Origin of the sequence: Rubripirellula amarantea, assembly GCF_007859865.1 — a bacterium.
GTDB classification, from domain to species: Bacteria; Planctomycetota; Planctomycetia; order Pirellulales; family Pirellulaceae; genus Rubripirellula; species Rubripirellula amarantea.
Genome location: NZ_SJPI01000001.1, coordinates 3499952 through 3519124, shown reverse-complemented (window position 1 = coordinate 3519124; position 19173 = coordinate 3499952). Strand labels below are relative to the sequence as shown.

Genomic DNA, 19173 nt, shown 5'->3' with positions numbered 1-19173 from the left:
CTAGGAGCGTGGATCCGCTTTAAGCGAGTCGGGAATCGATGGTTGCCACCGCCAGTTCCAGCAACAAATCGTCAAGTGTTTCGTCATCGCTCATATCGAAGTCAGACGTGAACAGCGTTTCGCGAACGGACATCCTCTTTGAAGAGTCGGCAAGAATAAACGCCTTTGCTTGCTGGATCGTCTCAGGGCGAACATCTCGCGAATTTTCGGCGTCGTCGCTGTCTTCTTGCACGTCAAAACGCAACGCTATTTCAGAACTCGCTGGACCAACCGTCACGGACACCGTCGCGGTGTCGGTCTGCAAATCGAAGGCATACGCTCCTCCGGAGTTGTTATCCGGGCGATTGTCCAGCCATGAACCGATCACGGCAACGTCGCCGTCAACGGCAACTGCGATGCCGTACTGATCGGCGGTGGTGACTTCGTCGTTGGTCAGGACTCTCGTTTGAGTCCAGGTCCCAGCGATGTTCTCGAATGCGTACGCGCGGCCGGAGCGGTTGCCTCCGTCGTCGGCCCAGGGTGATCCGGCGACGATGCGATCGGCCGCGAGAGCGACGGAGGTTCCGAATCGGTCACCCGCTTCGACATCGTCGGCGGTCAGCTTGGTGACTTGGCCCCAGTTACCAGTGCCACCTTCGTCTTGCGAGTACACATAAACCGAGCCCAGTTGGTTCACGCCCGCTTCATCGTCCAGTGGTGAACCGATCGCGAGCGACGTGCCATCGAGAGAAACGCTGTAACCAAACTGGTCCGCCGCCGCGGCATCGGATGCCTCGATCGCTTTGACTTCACCCCAGTTGTCGACACCACCCTGATCGCGTGAGTAAACGTAGACAGCGCCGCTGTCGTTACCCACGCCATCGTGCCGGAAAGCGCCTACGGCGATCAGATCCGCGTCGATCGAAACCGATTGACCGAAGCGATCACCCGCCGATTGCGTACTGCCGAGCAATTTCTTGGTTTGCCCCCATGCGCCCGCGCCACCAGAGTTGCGATCAAACACGTAAGCCGCACCGGAGGAAGCGCCCAACGGATCGGCAACACTTGCACCGACCACCACTGTGTCGCCCGAGATATCTACGGACCGTCCAAACAAGTCTCGCTTGACGGTGTCATTGCCTGACAGCTTTGCCACCCTGCCCCATTGATTGAGCCCACCTTCGTTTCGATCAAAGACATAAGCCGCACCCGCTTGAAAACCAAGGTCGCGGTCGTACTGAGCACCCACCACCACAGTGTCGCCATCGATGGCAACACTGAAGCCGAAGTTGGACTGCGCATCACTCGGGTCGAGATCACCATTGAGCTGAGCCACCATTGTCCACGCAGTCGCGCCAATTCGTTCGTAGATGAACGCGGACCCCGCGTTGGTCAACCCGCCGGGGTCATCCAAGTAAGCACCGACAACCGCAAAGTCGCCGTCAACGTCGACCGAGTAACCCAACCGATCACCGCTGTCAGCAACAGGATTGACCAGTTCCACATCCCGAAGCGCGATCGTGTAGTCGAACGTGTCCGTGCCCGTGAACCCAAGATCGGGAGTGTACGTCAATGTGCCATCGCCGTTGTTGGTGACGGAGCCATTGGCTGCGCTATTGCGCTCAATAATCGTGACTTCACCCGTGGGTGTGTCGTTGCCAAGAACAGAGATCACAGAGGAAGTGCTCTCGGTGGTCGCGACGAAGTCATCCTCCGCCGAAGGCGACCATTGTTCAAAGATTAAGTCGTAAGCATCGTTTGTCGACACGCTTTGAAATTCGTCACCGGAGCCACTACTGGCATCGAAACTCAAGTTGCTAGACCGCGTGACAGCGACGTAGAACGTACCGCTCGCTGGAGCAGTAAACTTCAAGTAAGCTTCGCTGCTGGAATACTCTGGGCTTGGCCCCACATCATTATCGCTCGACGCCAATTCGCTTCCTGAAGCATTAAATACTTTCAGCAACGAATCGAGATTTCCAACGGGGCTATCGATGTCGATGACAAAGACATCGTCCGCGTCGGCGAAAAAGCCATATATGTCGACATCTGCCTCCCCACCTAGTAGCGTTTCAAGTTCGCCGGGGGTGGTTCCGATGGACAACGATGAGGCTTCGCCGATCTGATCGTCGTCATCCGATTCAGCAAGAAAGTATAGCTCTGTCCCAAATTCTGGGCTGCTTCCGACGACGAACAGCTCATTGCCAATGCCTAGGATCGACGAAATTTGTGGGAAGTCATTGTTGGAGTCAACCAGTCGTTCAACGGTTTGATCGCTCTCGTCCACTCGCCACAGGCCGCTGCCAAATTCGTCATCCAAAGCTTTGAAATACAAGACTCCGCCGACGTTGTTGAGAACCGAAGGAGTTGAGCTGGAACTTCCAACGCGAATGTCGCTGACTAGGGTTGTGCCAGCAGCGGTCCCATCGCTCGTCCATAGCTCGGTTCCGTGAGTCCCGTCAGTGGCGGTGAAGAAAAGCGTGCCATCGACTTCGGTCAGGTTGCTGGTGCCGGAACTACTCGGCCCAGCGAAAATGTCGCTCACCAAAGTCGTGCCAGCGGAAGTCCCATCGCTGGTCCACAATTCAACTCCGTTAACACCATCGTATGCTGTAAAGAAAAGGGCACCATCGACGTTCGTCAGATTGAATGGCGACGAACCGTTATTGCCGGCATTGATATCGCTGACTAGATAGGTTCCCGCAGCGGTGCCATCACTTGTCCACAGTTCAGTTCCGCTCACGCCATCGGTGGCGCTGAAGAAAAGTGAGCCATTCATTTCAACTAGGTTGCTCACTCCTGAACCGCTGCTTCCGGCTCTTAAATCGACAACCATAGAAGTTCCCGCAGCGGTCCCATCACTGGTCCATAGTTCAAATCCATTGGTGCCGTCGTTGGCTACGAAGAATAGGGTGCCACCCAGGCCTATGAGAGATTGCGGATTTGATCCGAGGCTTCCAGGGTGAATATCGCTGACCAAGGTCGTTCCAGCCGCTGTCCCGTCGCTGGTCCACAATTCAGTACCGTTGGTGCCATTATTCGCGCTAAAGTAAACCGTGCCACCGGCGTCGGTAAATCTCGATGGATTTGAACCGGAGCTACCTGGGAAAATGTCGCTGACCAAAGATGTGCCGACTGCCGTCCCATCGCTGGTCCACAGCTCGTTTCCATGGACGCCGTCATTGGGAGCGAAAAATAGATTGCCGCCGACGTTGCTTAAACTAGAGGGAGATGAACTGGAACTTCCGGCCAGAATGTCGCTGACCAAACCAGTGCCACCTGCCGTCCCATCGCTGGCCCACAGTTCGTTTCCATGGACGCCATCATTGGCAAGAAAGTGCAACGTGCCACCGACGTTGGTAAGTTTGTTGGGATTGGAACCAAGACTTTCAACGTGAATGTCTTTGACCAACGCCGTGCCAGCGGCGGTCCCGTCAGTTGTCCACAGTTCGTCCCCATAGGTACCGTCATTGGCACTGAAGTAAATTGCGCCAGCAAAGCCGGTTAAACGCAACGACGACGAGCCAGTGACTCCATTGGAGATATTGCTAACCATGATTGTGCCAGCGGCGGTCCCGTCACTTGTCCACAGCTGGTTTCCGTTGATTCCGTCGTAGGCTCTGAAGTACAGAACGCCACCGATATCTGTAAGGTACGAGGGCGAAGAGCCGTTGACGCCTGTCCGAATATCGCTGACTAGAGTCGTGCCAACCGAGGTGCCATCGCTGGTCCACAATTCAAGACCATTGCTGCCATCATTGGCGCGAAAGTACAGCGTGCCATCGACGTTGGTCAACTGCTTCGGGTCGGAGCTAGAACTTCCGCTATTGATGTTGCTCACCAGCGTCGTGCCGGTGGCAGTCCCGTCACTCGTCCACAATTCAGTTCCCGTGGTGCCGTCATTGGCGCGGAAATACAACGTGCCACCGACGTTTGTTAGATACGAGGGGTAGGCGCCAGCAATCCCCAAGCGAATGTCACTGACCAAGGTCGTGCCCGATGCCGTTCCGTCGCTTGTCCATAGTTCATTTCCGTTGACTCCGTCACTGGCAGCGAAGAAGAGCGAACCGTTGAACTCAGTTGGGTTTGTGGGATAAGCCCCAGAAATTCCTGGGCGAATGTCGCTGACGATGCTTGTGCCAGCAGCGGTTCCATCGCTAGTCCATAGTTCAATTCCGTTGACTCCGTCGTTTGCAGAGAAAAACAACGTACCACCGAAATTGATCAGGCTGGCGGGTGAAGCGCTAGCGATTCCGGCGCGAATGTCGTCGAGCATTGTCGTGCCTGTCGCAGTCCCATCGCTGGTCCACAATTCGATACCGTTAGTGCCGTCATTCGCCGTGAAGAACAGAGTGCCATCGACGTTCGTCAGATTCGACGGAAACGAACTACCGCTTCCACCAAGAATGTCTTTGACCACCGTGGTGCCTGCCGCAGTCCCATCGCTAGCCCAGAGTTCCGTTCCATTGACTCCGTCGTACGCTCTGAAGTACAGCGTGCCAGCGACGTTAGTAAGATTGTAGGGACCGGAACTGTAGATTCCAGCATTGATGTCGTGAACCAAAATGGTCCCCGACGCGGTCCCGTCCGTTTTCCACAGCTCGCGCCCATAGCGAGAAGTCTCGGCCGTAAAATAGAGTGTCGATCCCACTTCCGTAAAATGCTGCGGGCTCGAACTCTCCATCTTAAGTACCGCATTGATGTCGCCAAGCAACTCAAAATCAACGGCTAGCATCCGTCTTCGCTCTAGCGGTTCCAGCGACAAGCGGCGGCGAGACGGGTTGGGGCGGGGCGGTTGGCGACGTCGAAACATGACGTGGTTCCCTTGGAGTGACTTTGATGTGTCGAACATGGGCGATCGCCAGGGGAATCACCCACCCCACCGGCCAGTGCCAGGATAACCAACGCACCCCCAAAGCGGGCATTTTGCGGAACAAAATTGGAGGAAGTTCGTGATCCTAACCGTGACGACCGGTCTCTCTGCTGGTGCCATAGTCGCTACGATCGTCCACCACTCCATGATCAACTTGCTCGTTTCCCCCGAGAAATCAATTGAATTTGCTTGTTTTTGAAGCCAATTTGCATGACCCGACCCACGCCAGCGGATTGGTCGACGTACTTGATGCCTATGCGTGCGATCCCAAGGGAGGTGGCCAGCCTTTACCCGCAGACGTCAAGGATCGCTTAGTGCCCGCTCTGATTGAGCATCCCGCTTCGCTAGTGCTGTTAGCTTCGGTTGATGAACAGATCGTTGGCACGGCGACCTGCTTCCTTGGTTTTTCAACCTTTCAGGCTCGGCCACTGCTAAACGTCCACGATCTAGCGGTCATCCCCGAGTATCGCGGCCGAGGCATTGGCCGGGCATTGCTCGCTTGCGCGGAAGCATCTGCACTCGCACGAGGTTGCTGTAAGTTGACTTTAGAAGTTCAAGACGACAACCCAAAGGCACGCGGGTTGTACACCAGCTTCGGTTTCGAAAACTTTGTCGTTGGTGATTCAGCACCGACGCGTTTCATGGCAAAGCCGATCCCATAAATCTGGTGGGCTTGAAGATGGACGAGGACGACAGGACGCACTACGTCTCGGGTCATTTTCCCTCGCGAGTGTGCAGCATCGCAAAGAGACAGCGTCGCAAACGTACAGCGTCGCAAACACGCTCTGTCATGAACTGCAAAAGTCGTATTCGGACTTCAAGAACGACGCCGTTGAAGATCTCTACCGAAAAAAACTTGACACCGCTCCCTCGATCGCCTACTGTACCACTTACCGCAGTACAGTAGTGAGGCTGGTTTTGCTTAAGATTCAAATCATCACCGGTGGGAAGGTTCCCATCTATCGCCAAATCGTCGACCAGATCCGGTCATCGATTGGAGCGAGAAGCCTTGACGTGGGCGATCCCCTTCCAAGTGTGCGTTCCCTAGCAACGGAATTGGTGGTCAATCCCAATACGGTCGCCAAAGCCTACTCCGCACTCGTTCAAGATGGCGTGATCGAGAGCCAGCAGGGGCGTGGGTACTTTGTGGCTCAACGCCGCGAAATCTACACCAGGAAAGAACGCAACCGACGACTCGAAGAAGCGATCGGTCCGTTCTTGGCTGAGGCCGTCACACTTGGTTTTGATGAGAATGAGATTGTTTCCGAAATCAGAAAGCACTTTCAAAAACTCGCTCAGCGATAGGAGTTCCCAGTGAAAACTCATGAGCAATCTTCAGCAGACCGGTCGTCGCCAACAGTGCCTGCGATCGAATTGCAAGGTTTGACTCGCTACTTCGGCGCCAAACCTGTTGTGCGAGATCTAGACTTCCGTGTGCCGGAAGGACAAGTGACCGCGTTGCTGGGACTCAATGGTGCTGGCAAGACGACAACCATTCGCATCTTGATGGGCCTGCTAGCGCCCACTCGTGGCAAAGCCATCACACTTGGCGAAGATGCCTCGCGAATGTCGGTCTCAACGCGAGCCCGGATTGGATACTTAGTTGAAGGACACTTTTTGTATCCTTCAATGCGAGTGCGGCAGTGCCAGGACTTTCAACGAGCGGGTTACGCAACTTGGAACAACGAACTTTTTAGAGACATCGTTCGTCACTTCGGTATCGACCAAGACGCGCGGGTGAGCACGCTTTCGCGAGGTCAACGCGCAGGCGTTTCCCTGGCTCTTGTTCTAGCGCCGGATCCTGAACTGTTGGTCTTGGATGATCCCGCGTTGGGATTGGATCCCGTCAGTCGCCGAGCACTCAACGAAACATTGATTGAGTTCGCCGGCGGTGGAAAACGGACGGTGATCCTGAGCACGCACCTGTTAGACGACGTCGAACGGATTGCCGACCGAGTGGCCGTCATGGTGGGTGGTCGTTTGAAAGTCGACACCATGATGGATGATTTCACTGACCGGGTTTCACTTTTTGCAGTTCACGGCGATGAGTTTGATGCCAGCGTTGTGGCTGCGATCCCCGGTTTGATCGAGGCACGAAAACTAGGCGATCGCTTGCAGATTGCAGTGGCCGATGCCGACGAAGAAACGCTGGCCGCGATTGATCGCCTGAGTGGTCAGCCGCCCGAGCGAGTCGATTCCACGCTGGGCGATGCGGTACTCGCCTACCTTACGCGGGAGCGAGGAGATGGATCGTTTTTCTCTACTCCTGTGACTTCCTCCAGCCACCGTAAAAATGGAGCCCAACGATGAATGCTGTTTTCAAGAAAGAGCTTCGTGACTGCTTACGCTGGACGCCGCTCGGCATGGTCTTTGGCCTTGTCATGCTTTGGATGATCCGGCCATCGTCGGTCTATGAAGCAGTGCAAATGGAAACCAAACTGATGTCCCTACTTGGTTTGACAGGCGGTATGGTCGCGATAGGGCTGGGATTGCTGCAGTCACTCTTTGACACACGCAACGATTCACGGGGATATCTGTTGCACCGCCCCACGTCCACTCGCGAGATCTATTGGGGCAAAGTAGCGGCCGGCTATGTGGCATTCGCGATCACTCTAGCAGTCCCCATTGCGGTCGCGATGACGTATCTGCAGGTCAAAGGTGTCGAACGACTGCCAACCAACGCACGCCAAATCACACCGTTTTTGCTTTCTTCCTTCATCGTCTTTCTACTGCACCCAACCGTGCTTTGGATCGTCAATCGAGATGCGAAGTGGGTGGGAACTCGCTTGTTGCCCGCCGTGGGTGCAGTCACGCTGACGATGTTCTTGATGCTGCTACTATCCAACCTCCCGTTTCAAAACGTCTTTGGTTCAATGGCATTCATGCTGGCAATCTTCGCAGCGTTCGCGACGGTGACCCTGCTTGCATCGCGACATGCCTTCGCACATCAATCCCAATTGCCTCCGCGGTCTTCCCATCATTGGCAATCGACGACCAGCATGATTGGGCTCATTTTTTCAGGCGTCGTACTCTACGGAGTAGTGTTTGCGTTCCTCGTCGAAAGCATTCCAAAGACCGCGCGAGACTACACCACTTACAGGCTTTCAATGAATGCCGAGGGTGAATGGCAGCAGCTTGCAATCACGCGACGAGGCGGGAACTGGAATCAAGAAGAAATCTTAGTGCGAGATCTCGACGACCGGAGTGCGTTCGCGAAAGTTAACGAGGGTTGGCGAGAAACTCATGGGTCTCAGCTAAGCCCCACCAACTACAATCGCGATTCGCCGCTGCGACAATTCCAATATTTAGGATCGTCAACTTCTAAGACGGTTCCCTTTGGCGAGGTCTCGATTGTTGGCCATCAAAATCGAGTTCTGCTGTACGACCGCGTCAATACTCTCGTTGCAATCGTAAGCCCTGAAGGTGGCTATGCTTCGGTGGCAGATGCCCAAGGCGAATTTGAGGGAATCGATGCGCTGTCGAACCTTCACAACTCGTCAATCTATGGCCTCAACACAAGCGTGAATCCATTACTAGCAGATGATAATGGCGTTTACCAACTGCTCGCTGATGAGCTTCGAGCCCAGAAATTGCTCGACGGGAAAGTGGATTACGCAATGCTGTTGCTTGAAGAGGACGATCGTCCTGCATCGCTATGGACGATGGCGGACAACCAACTCACTTGGCATACGATCGAACCGACGGACACTTCGTCAGAGATGCCGCAAGCAGATTCTGCGACGATCAAAACCACGCACCAATTCGCATTACCGCCGATCAAAGTGGTCAGTAGCCGAACCTTTCAAGTGGATCCTCCTAACGCGAAAGAGATGCTTCGCGTGATACGAACGCCCGATGGCGAACACGCATTGATTCATGAGAACTATTCATCAGAAGTATCGAAGTACGCGAAGCTCGACGCCAACGGTGGTGTGGAAAGCTTGGGCTCCGTGCAACTTCCCAAGATGCAAACGGGTCATTCTGAAGATTGGATCGGCTGGTTTTTTCCTCCCGCAATCCTCACGCTCATGATCACGACCATGTCGCTTTTCTATGGGGTTGCCGGTCCCGGATCGCCAATGGGCATTGTGTTTTCGACCATCGGCCATGCGGCTTTTGCAAGCCTGGCAGTTTGGTACATGGGTGGACGTGTGGGGCTGTCAAACCGTGCAAGAATCACCTGGACAGCTCTAGGCGCGACGCTCGGCTTTGGCGTCGTGATTGCACTGATCTCGATTTACCGCAAACCAATCAAAGAAGACTGTCCGCGATGCACTCAAGCTCGCCGCATCGACTTAGCGACTTGCGAACACTGCGGCCAACCCTGGGATCCACCAGCCGAAGAAGGCGTTGAGATTTTTGAACGGGATTCTAAACGGGGCAACTTACGAACCGCTTCGATTGGTTAGAACCGGCATCGAGATTATCAACGTGTCCGGTTGGTGGCGTTAAAGTCGGAGCAATCGTTAGATGTGGGAAATGATGGGCCGCAAAGATTCACATTGATCAAAAGTTGGCTCACGAAACGTTGACCAAATGGCTCCTGCGGCGTCCACTTACACAGGATGCCTTGCGCTCCTTTTTTGCGACCCTCCTACAATACGGTCGCTCACTGATTGTGTGAAACTCGTACGGAACATTGGTTGATGCCTTTTCAACGCCTAAAGATTGCCGCTCTAGCTGCTGCCCTGACTGCTGCGACCTCGTCGGCTGATGCTTGCTGCTTGACGGACTGGTTGTATGGGCGACAAGCCAATCCATACGCAGTCGGATACACGCCCTACTCAGCAGCCTACACGCCTTACGCAGCAGCCTACACGCCTTACACTGCGGGCTATGCACCGATTGCTACGACGAATTATCAGTCGAACTATTCCGCTGGCTACGCTCCCACGACAACGCTGCCGTTGACAACGCCCGTCCTTAGCAGCGGTGCTTACCAACTTCAGCGCCCCGCGTACGACAATCCGTCGGTCTACACCGGACAACCGGTCGGCACTAATTTGCAAACGGCCTACAGCGTCCCCATGACGACGCCGCAGATTTTGCGAGGCAACACGGGAATGCTGGGCAACGCTGGCATGTTGGGCGTTGGGCCTACCAGTTCGTACATGGGCGCAGCAAACGTGTACCCGAATTCGAGCTACTACCGGGCAAACTATGCGGCCGCCCAAGTCGCGGTACCGACCGGAACTCCGATGACGGGCGTTCCGGCAACGAACGTCGCTCCGTTATTTCCCAACGCTCCACGACCTACGTTGGGCAGTGGATTATCGCGTTTCTTTAGCAACCTCTTCGGCACCGGGTACCGCAGCTCGTACTACCGTGCACCGGTTACGTACTATCGACCCGCAACGACCGTGGACCCGATGTCGAATACCACAGTCACGATCCAGCAACCATGCACGTCAACGATTGATCAACTGCAACGCACACCGTTTTCAAGTTTAGGTGCCGCACCAACGACATTCGACGCGCAAGCAACTTACGCGCAGCCGCTGGGCCAACCCTATCCGGTTTCGTCCAGCCCAGATCAATACGGTGCGATCGGTCAAGTCAGTGCGATGGAAACTGCTCCTCGTCAATTCACGGTGCCGATCCCGTCCAGCTCCGCTGCCCCCCCCAGCTTTTCCGACCAAGGTTATGGCCAACCAAGTGCTGCACCGTTGACCGGATCGCCAACCAGCCCGCGTCCACAGGCTGATTTGTCGCCGATCGACCAGCCCCGTTTAGAAAGCTACCGCCGCGAGGAAAGCAGCTATGCTCCTCGCAATGAAACAAGCTACCGGAATGAACTTGACCGCGAGCCTCGTGAATACGAAGCGCCGGCGAGCGAACCGGATTACTCCCGCGAAAAGCCAAAGTCGTACTGGGAACTACAGGACGCGGATGACTCCACCGCGATGTCGCGACCGCAATCTCGGTACGGTGCGATTCGTCCAGATTTCCAAAACCGACAGACAACGGAGACCTCTTCGTTCACGGGAATCGAGCCGATTCGAGCCTTGGACGACGACGAACCATCGCCGTTTCGCCGCAGCCTCGACTTGCCGGCCGCTCGCTCCACCTTCGAAGCACCTGCTCTGCCAACACGATCCTTAGACCGTGACGCGACAAGTGTCTCAACTCGCCAATCGGTACCCGTGCGTGAAGCGGCGATGACCAGTCGCACCTATCCGCCCTTACCTGCACCGAAGGCTCGAAGCGTTGTCCGCGAACCAGAACGTGACAACACTTGGACGAAGGCAAGTCGCTAAACACTGGGTTGCACCAGTTGGCCGCTCAGGCGTCTCGGGGCATCTCGGCGCTCGGTCCTTGGAACGAACAGGGGAAAAATCGTCGGGATGATGCCATGCTCTGGCGATGCACTCGACTTGTTTTCTAACGCCCGAACGCTCAAACAAACCAGCGCTCAAACGTTCGTAAGGCAACTGGATCGATCCAGTCTCGCTCACCAATCTAGCCAGGGCGCATGATGCCCTTCGGTTATTTGCCAGCGACGATTCGTTTCGATGCCATCGAAAGACTGCTCGGCGCCGCTAGGCCAGCGAACGGTGACTCGATCCACCAGTTCTGCATCGCTTAGCCCGAAGAACAACGCAGATTCATTCTTCGACAGGTACCCATCGCCCGTTTGCACGGTTTGCATCCATGACTGCGAACCACAGGTGATGGTGACTCGCGCACCAATTGCATCACGTTCGCTCGCCGTTCCGATGCACTCAAGTTGCAACCACTGCTTGTTGGCGACCGTCTCGTTGTGCAGCAGCACCGCGTCGCTTTTCAAATCGGACACAACAACGTCAACCAGACCATCGCGATCAAAGTCGCATTTCGCCATCCCGCGTGAAAAGTGACGGGTGTCCCAATACTCGTCGTCGCCCGAGACTTTAACCTGAGTGAAACCGTCACTTCGTCCGGCTAACAGTTGAGTGGGCATCGCGAAGAGGACGCCTTGGTAACTCATGTCCTCGATATGACCGTTACCAACAATCAGGTCCCAGTGCGAGTCATTGTCATAGTCGATCGCCTGGGTTCCAAAGCCCAGCATCTTTTGCGTAAGCCGGTCAAGCTTAAAGGCGACCGCTGAATCAACGAACAACCCCGACTTCGTTTGCATGTAATGGTTCGACCATTCGCTTTCGAAGTTAGAAACATGGAGATCAAGAAGCCCATTCTGGTCAAAGTCCGCTGCAGCCACCCCCATGCATGCCATCGGTTTCCCGGACGTACCGTAGGCAACTCCGCGAGTCACTGCGGTGTCGCTCCATTGATTCGTACCATCGCTATTCGTGCTGCGAGTCCAGAGTTGGTTGGAACGCAAATCATTGGCCACGAATACTTCGTTTCCGGGCCTGTTATCGAAGTCAGTTACAACAAGCGATAGTCCTGGGCTATACGCTGCCTCGTCTTGATCGCCTAATGGTTTGGCCAGCATCGACCCGTCACCCTGCGACACAATCACACGGTCTTTCGCCGATCTATATTTCATCGGTCCGGGTGTCGAGACGAGTCGACCGTTGGCATCTATCTCATTTGGCTTGTAGATGGCGGGATCATCGACATAGTTGATCTCTAATACTTCCGGCAAACCATCGCCGGTGATATCCGCGATGGCCACACTACACGTGAATGCATCCTCGGACGCCAATTGTTGATCGTCATGTCGACGAAAGGTTCCATCACCTTGATTGAGCAGCAATTGATTCTGGCCTAGGTTGCCTATCATCAAGTCGGCGAAGCCATCTTGATTCCAGTCTCCCGCGGTTACACCGAACGTGAACGACCGATCGTCAGCGCCAGATTGATGGATGACGTCATGAAATTTCTGTTCGAGTTGACGAAACAAACCATTGCTAAATTGAGACTGCTGCTGAGGTGGTCTTGTTGCTGCTTGAGCAAAATAGAGGTCTAGCTGGCCATCACGATCAAAGTCCAAACACGCCACGCCACCACCAAGACCTTCAAAGATTAAGAAGTATCGCTCAACCGGAGGATCCGAGTTTTGGTAGCGAAACTTCAAGTTGCACTTTGATGCCACGTTTCTAAGAACTGGTGGTGTGATTGGATCGCTCGGCCCAGCGTGAGTAGAGGGAACATTACTGTCGGATTGCTGCACAACCCGATCACGCTGTAATTCGTCAAGCCATGAGTTTGCCAAAGCAACGTTGTTTGCTTCAACGCCAAACAGGATAAACCTATCGTCGCGACCTTGAGCGTACTTCTTTAACACCTCTTCCTTGAACGCAGGGATCTGCTGAAGCTTTCGTGAGCGCGGCGAGAAGGTTGCAATCGCGTATTCCTGCCAAACCAGCGCATCAAGCAAATGTCCCATGTTCGACAAAAACGACGACACTTTAATGAAGGCATCTGGATCCGGTTGCTTCATCGATTGCATGGTTCGAACCTGATCCTGGAAGCTATCGATGGCAAGTGAACGCTGACGAAACCGCTTAGCTAGCTCTGGCTTCCCTTCGGCTTCGAGTGATTGCGAAATTCCGTAGTAGGCATCGAGGTTAAACGGTTCAAGCCATATGGCCCTGGCAAAACACTCAGTAGCAACCTGCGGATTGGTAGACGTACTTATGACACCGCATGCGATCCAAAAATCAGGGTAGGGAAGGCACGAATCCGGACAGGACGCCAAGGCAGTTTTTAAACGTTCGCGTTGCTGCGATTCCGCTAGCGAACGGACATAAAGTGAAATGACCGCAGGATGCGGTTGCGTTTGGCCCGACTGGTCATTAACCGATTGACTGGCGACCACTTGCCCATCAACCGAAAACCAGGGACTTGCATCGAGCAACTTCACTGCACTCGCGGGATCACCATTGATTCGCATCGCAGAAGCTGAGTTCACGATCATCGCGACCGATTCAAACTGAGAGGGATCGGTAGTGTCGGTGTTCACATTGCCCCAAGATCGATCCGGCAACGCTAGTCTTAACAATTCGCCAAACGTCAGCGGTTGGCGTTCCATAAAAATCCGTACTTGCTGATTCGATTCGGCGGCATAGCCTTGGTGATTCAGAATGCGAGCTAACATGCGTCGCGCTTCATCGAATTGGGGCGATCGGGCGAGAAGAATTCGCAATCGTTCAACCGCTTCGTCGAGTTGCCCGTTCTGGTGCAGCAAACTCGCAGCGTGGGCGTGGATGTCATCACGTCGGTCGGGATTCAGCTCTGCCATTCGCTCAAGAATTGCGATGCCCCGTGACGTGTCGCCACGTGCCATCGATATCTGCAGCATTAGTGCATTGGCATCAGGATCATCAGGATCTTCGATTAGCAAATCCTGAATGCTTGCAGCAGCCAGATCAACTTCGCCTTTACTGATCCAGCGAGCTGCGCACTTCAACTTCGCCTGCTTCGATTGAACAGGCTGCCGTGAGGCATCTTTCGCATTGTTTGGTTCGCGACCAACCGATCCAATGGAGACTTCGCTTTTGGGAATCTCGCTGCTCGATTCAGCAACACCGGATTGCCGAGTGCACCCCACAACCTGGCAAACGAGAATTACGACTGATAGAACGATCGCTCTGCGACGCTTAGGCAAATCAGAAGGGAACCGAGTTCGCATGCGTGCTTCCTACGTTTCAATCGAACAGCCGAACTGGACCCGGCGAATAGCTGAAAGGAGCCGTAACAATTAGGTGTTCAAAACAACAGAGTGTTTGGTACCACGCGACATCATACCCCCCAGTTCACCCATATGAAACAAGCTGGCCCCATTTGAGGGAGCGGTTTCAATGGGTCTCGACGCTGGTCGTAGTGCAACATCGTCCAACCTTTGAGCCAAGTCAGCGGTTCTGCCCAAGCTGCCATTGGCGTCGTTCGCTGTGGGCGAGTCCGCTGCGTCTTGCGGATCAGTGCATTCGATCAGCCGAGCGGTTCGGCTGCGTGCCATTCACCCCTGCGACCTCGGCGGTTGGGGGCGAGAACGACGAGACATCGAAGGACCGATTCCAGCTTGCGATCTCGATCGCTCGTCGCACAACTCGATCGCTCGTCGCATAAAAAAAGCCTTGCCCACAGGTCGTGGGCAAGGCCAAGTTTTAACTGAATTTTAGCCTCGGTTGCGAGACTACTGGTTCAACTGTTCTTCGATGGTTTCGCGGCTAGCACGAGTACCCAAAGCACCCCAGAGTCCGTATGGGCTCTTGGAACCAGCTCGTGGGTAGGTTGGATCCAAAGTTTCGTTGCCACCACGAACGGGAACAACGCCTGAATCCAAGCCACCGCAGTCGACCGAATCGGTCATGAACACAACCGCTCCGTCGCCCATCATCACGTGAGCACCACCTTGGTGACGGCTACCGGGAGGGCAAACGCCTTCGAGGTGACCCGCATACCAAGCATTAGGACCAGCGCCAGCTAAGCTAGCGGCTGAGTTCGGCGGACGAATGGTTTGGCAACCTGAGTTGTAACAACCACCGTTGGCCCACATGTAACCACGACCATAACGGTCACGCCAGTCACCAGGACATGCGATCACAGGTGCGGTTGGGTTCGGTGCAACGCCATCGCTCCAGAAACGTGGACGCTCAAGGTCGACCAGTGTTTTCCAGATGTTCAGGTCAGGAACGTTGGCACCCCAGTTGTTGGAGTCCGTGGCAAGGTTAGCTTGCAGGTTAGCGTTCGTACGAACGTCACGGTCACCGATGTCAGTGACGATTTCACCGCAAGCGATGGTGTTGGACAAACCGTCGATGATGTCACGGAACTTCATTTCGGTACGAGCGACGAAGAAACCACGAGCCGCTGCACGAGCTTGCGACTGGGCACCGCCATCGTCACCATAATCCCAAAGCCAACGACAAGTCGAACCATCCCAGTTGCATCCCTTGGTACCCGAGTTCATTCGGTGGATTGCATCGCCCATGCACGCACCGTAGTTGGTACGACCTTGAGCAGGCAGTCCCGAACCAGGATCGCTAGGACAACGGAACATTGGAATCTCAGTCAACCATGGCTGATAGGCACGACCACCAGCGTTGGTTTTTCCACCACCGTTGGGGTCAGTATCGTGACTTGGCCCATAGGCTGGGAAAGGCGTTGGCAAAGGCGGCTGACCGTTGACAGCTTTGTTGTCAGGATTTGAGATTCGCTCCCAAAGCCCTTGCTGTTCAACGAACGGCAATAGACCAACAAGGAAGCTATTGGACATCATGACCGAGTCATAAGAAGTCGTATGCTCCCACGATCCAACGACAGCAGGACCCGACATTTGCGTCGGCATCTGCTTGAACGCAGCGTGGTAATTGTGAAGACCAATACCAATCTGCTTGAAATTGTTGCTGCAGCTCATGCGGCGGGCCGCTTCACGGGCAGCTTGAACGGCTGGCAACAAAAGGCCAACCAACACACCAATAATGGCAATGACAACCAACAGTTCGACGAGCGTAAAGCCCTGTCGCGAAGGTCTGAAACGAGACATAACAAATCACCTCAATAGAGAAATGAGAAACAAAAAACACAAATCAACATTCAAAATCAAATCCATTGCACGAAAAATAGAAAACTAAATAAGACGTGCTACAGATTCGCGGTATTTCAATTCACCCTGCATGACAGGCAGCCTGCAGGTTTCGCCCTGCATTAATTTCACTAGGCCAGCGGCGGCGGCCTCGCCCATTTCGTTGCCGGGCTGACGCACCGTCGTTAGCGGCGGGCACATGTAAGCGGATTCGCCCTGGTCATCGAAACCAACGATCGACACATCCTCGGGAACACGAATGCCTTTACGCTGGAGCGCCAAGCGGACGCCATAGGCAACCATGTCATTGGCGCAAAACACTGCGCTAAACGGCTTGCCTCGCATCAGCAATGTGTTGACGGCCATGATTCCTGACTGAGCCGAGAAGTCACCTTCGAGTACGAGCCCTGGATCGACCTCGATGCCGGCTTCACTTAACGCAAGTCGGTAGCCCTCGTATCGGCGGATCGCATCCTGGTGACAGGAGATCCCGCAAACCATCGCAATGTTGCGATGGCCAAACTCAAGCAAGTGCTTCACGGCATTGCGAGCGGCACCGACGTTATCAACAAACACGCACTGATCTTGCCAACCGGGAACTTCTTTGCCAACGACGATGGTGGGCAAGCGATCCTTCAGGTCACTGAGATCTTGTTCGGAAATGTCGCCACCGAGCAACAACAGCCCATCGACCTTTCGCCCCAGCACGGTGCGAATGACTTCTAGTTCAGTGCTCTCTTCCCACTGACCATCAACGAACAGGGGCGAGTAGCCCGTTCCGGCGAAGCCTTGAATGACGCCCTGGCTAATCATGTCATAGAACGGACTGCCGAGCTTCTGCGTCACCACCCCGACGGTCATCGAAAGGCCGCTGGCTAACGAGCGGGCAAAGAAATTGGGTTCGTAGCCCAGCGACTTCATCGCATCAAGGACAGCCAAGCGTGTTCGACTATTAACGATCGCCTTGTCGTTGATCACGCGCGACACCGTGCTCTTAGACACGTTCGCACGTTCGGCGATGTCTTTGATCGTGGTGGTGTTAAAACGCATCAAATCCCGGAGATCCAAGGGCGACAATGTTGACCATCTGCATTTGAATGTACCAACTCGTACCACATCCCCCCAGGCAAAACGTCGCTTATTTCAAAAATAATCCCCCTTAAAGTTAGCTAAGGCGGGTTACGGAACCGCCAAACTGCAACCGGTTTCACGCTCCAGGCCTCTAAATACTATACAGGGGGTCTTTCGCAACCTTTAGCTGCAACTGGTTTCACACCGCAATGCTCATCGCTCGAATCGCACCCTTCATGCAAGACACCCAATTTGCCGACAATCCTGACTTCCACACCGACGTGCGCACGAAAAAAGCCTTGCCCGCATGTGCGGACAAGGCTCTGAATTAACTAACAACTAGGCTTCGAGGAAGACTACTGGTTGAGTTGCTCTTCGATGGTTTCGCGACTAGCACGAGTACCCAAAGCACCCCATAAACCGTAAGGACTCTTGCTACCCGCACGTGGGTAAGTTGGGTCCAGCGTTTCGTTTTGGTTACGAACTGGCACCACGCCTGAATCCAAACCACCACAGTCAACTGAGTCGGTCATGAACACAACCGCTCCGTCGCCCATCATCACGTGAGCACCACCTTGGTGACGACTACCGGGAGGGCAAACGCCTTCGAGGTGACCGGCGTACCAAGCATTCGGACCCGCTCCGGCCAAGCTACAAGCCGAGTTTGGCGGACGAATGGTTTGAACGCCCGAGTTGTACGCTCCACCGTTGGCCCACATATAACCACGACCATAACGATCTCGCCAGTCTCCAGGACATGCAATCACAGGGGACGTCGGGTTAGGAGCCACACCGTCGCTCCAGAAACGCGGACGCTCAAGGTCAACCATGGTCTTCCAGATGTTCAAGTCAGGAATGTTGGCTCCCCAGTTGTTACGGTCCGTCGACAGGTCGGCTTGCAAGTTCGCGTTGGTACGAACGTCACGGTCACCGATGTCAGTGACGATTTCACCGCAAGCGATCGTGTTGGACAGACCGTCGATGATGTCACGGAACTTCATTTCAGTTCGAGCGACGAAGAAACCTCGGGCGGCTGCGCGAGCATCCGAGTTGGCATCTTGGTCGTCGCCGTAGCTGTACAACCAGTTGCAAGTCGAGTTCGCCCAGTTACATCCGATGGTTCCGGAATTCATCTTGTGAATCGCGTCACCCATGGAGGCACCGTAGTTGGTACGACCTTGAGCTGGCAGACCTGAACCGGGGTCACTAGGACAACGGAACATTGGAATCTCAGTCAGCCATGGCACGTAAGCACGTCCACCGGCATTGGTCTTACCGCCACCATCAGGATCGGTATCGTGGTGAGGACCGTAGGCCGGAAATGGCGTCGGCAATGGCGGTTGACCATTGACGGCTTGGTTGTCGGGATTCGAAATTCGCTCCCACAGACCTTGCTGCTCAACGAACGGCAACAGACCAACCAAGAAACTGTTGGACATCATGACCGAATCATGACGAGTTTCGTGTTCCCACGAACCAATGCGAGCAGGACCCGACATTTGCGTGGGCATTTGCTTGAACGCAGCGTGGTAATTGTGAAGACCAATACCAATCTGCTTGAAATTGTTGCTGCAGCTCATGCGGCGGGCCGCTTCACGGGCAGCTTGAACGGCTGGCAACAAAAGGCCAACCAACACGCCGATGATGGCGATGACCACCAACAGCTCGACGAGCGTAAAGCCCGGACGGGAAGATTTCGTTCGGATCATAAAACAACGCCTCAAAAAAAGAAAGAAACAGGGAAACTACTTTTGAAACAGAACTAGATGCACGG

General features: G+C 54.6%; 10 protein-coding genes. 5 read left to right on the top strand and 5 right to left on the bottom strand.

Annotation, left to right across the window (positions count from 1 at the left end; all coding sequences use genetic code 11):
- Positions 1-19: 19 nt before the first annotated feature.
- Entirely contained in the window at positions 20-4792 is a 4773-nt protein-coding gene (locus Pla22_RS25525; RefSeq protein ID WP_207310349.1) for an ELWxxDGT repeat protein, read from the bottom strand.
- Positions 4793-5031: 239 nt separating this feature from the next.
- On the opposite strand from Pla22_RS25525, the gene Pla22_RS12840 reads away from it, so the two are divergent.
- The 5 genes from Pla22_RS12840 (at position 5032) to Pla22_RS12820 (ending at position 11109) form a co-directional block, all read left to right on the top strand.
- Entirely contained in the window at positions 5032-5514 is a 483-nt protein-coding gene (locus Pla22_RS12840) for a GNAT family N-acetyltransferase (RefSeq protein WP_207310348.1), read from the top strand.
- A gap of 70 nt (positions 5515-5584) precedes the next feature.
- Complete coding sequence (locus Pla22_RS12835; RefSeq protein ID WP_165440628.1) at positions 5585-6157, top strand: GntR family transcriptional regulator; 573 nt, start codon at positions 5585-5587, stop codon at positions 6155-6157.
- Positions 6158-6166: 9 nt separating this feature from the next.
- Complete coding sequence (locus tag Pla22_RS12830; RefSeq protein WP_146514966.1) at positions 6167-7162, top strand: ABC transporter ATP-binding protein; 996 nt, start codon at positions 6167-6169, stop codon at positions 7160-7162.
- Positions 7159-9261, top strand: a complete 2103-nt coding sequence (locus Pla22_RS12825; RefSeq protein WP_146514965.1) for a hypothetical protein — start codon at positions 7159-7161, stop codon at positions 9259-9261. The genes Pla22_RS12830 and Pla22_RS12825 overlap by 4 nt, the downstream gene beginning before the upstream one ends.
- A gap of 237 nt (positions 9262-9498) precedes the next feature.
- On the top strand, positions 9499-11109 hold the full coding sequence (locus Pla22_RS12820; RefSeq protein WP_146514964.1) for a hypothetical protein: 1611 nt from the start codon (positions 9499-9501) through the stop codon (positions 11107-11109).
- A gap of 194 nt (positions 11110-11303) precedes the next feature.
- Here Pla22_RS12820 and Pla22_RS12815 read toward each other — a convergent pair whose 3' ends face one another.
- The 4 genes from Pla22_RS12815 to Pla22_RS12800 all read right to left on the bottom strand — a co-directional run bounded on the left by Pla22_RS12815 (position 11304) and on the right by Pla22_RS12800 (position 19108).
- On the bottom strand, positions 11304-14432 hold the full coding sequence (locus Pla22_RS12815; protein ID WP_146514963.1) for an FG-GAP-like repeat-containing protein: 3129 nt from the start codon (positions 14430-14432) through the stop codon (positions 11304-11306).
- Positions 14433-14936: 504 nt separating this feature from the next.
- On the bottom strand, positions 14937-16289 hold the full coding sequence (locus Pla22_RS12810; protein WP_146514962.1) for a DUF1559 domain-containing protein: 1353 nt from the start codon (positions 16287-16289) through the stop codon (positions 14937-14939).
- 84 nt (positions 16290-16373) lie between these two features.
- Complete coding sequence (locus Pla22_RS12805) at positions 16374-17378, bottom strand: LacI family DNA-binding transcriptional regulator (RefSeq protein ID WP_146514961.1); 1005 nt, start codon at positions 17376-17378, stop codon at positions 16374-16376.
- Positions 17379-17755: 377 nt separating this feature from the next.
- Positions 17756-19108, bottom strand: a complete 1353-nt coding sequence (locus tag Pla22_RS12800; RefSeq protein WP_146514960.1) for a DUF1559 domain-containing protein — start codon at positions 19106-19108, stop codon at positions 17756-17758.
- Positions 19109-19173: the final 65 nt, after the last annotated feature.

What these genes read in the sequence shown, in the direction of transcription:
- Pla22_RS12825 (WP_146514965.1), top strand. Translation starts at nt 7,159, where the DNA reads ATGAATGCTGTTTTCAAGAAAGAGCTTCGTGACTGCTTACGCTGGACG.
- Pla22_RS12815 (WP_146514963.1), bottom strand. Translation starts at nt 14,432, where the DNA reads ATGCGAACTCGGTTCCCTTCTGATTTGCCTAAGCGTCGCAGAGCGATC.
- Pla22_RS12810 (WP_146514962.1), bottom strand. Translation starts at nt 16,289, where the DNA reads ATGTCTCGTTTCAGACCTTCGCGACAGGGCTTTACGCTCGTCGAACTG.
- Pla22_RS12805 (WP_146514961.1), bottom strand. Translation starts at nt 17,378, where the DNA reads ATGCGTTTTAACACCACCACGATCAAAGACATCGCCGAACGTGCGAAC.
- Pla22_RS25525 (WP_207310349.1), bottom strand. Translation starts at nt 4,792, where the DNA reads ATGTTTCGACGTCGCCAACCGCCCCGCCCCAACCCGTCTCGCCGCCGC.
- Pla22_RS12820 (WP_146514964.1), top strand. Translation starts at nt 9,499, where the DNA reads ATGCCTTTTCAACGCCTAAAGATTGCCGCTCTAGCTGCTGCCCTGACT.
- Pla22_RS12800 (WP_146514960.1), bottom strand. Translation starts at nt 19,108, where the DNA reads ATGATCCGAACGAAATCTTCCCGTCCGGGCTTTACGCTCGTCGAGCTG.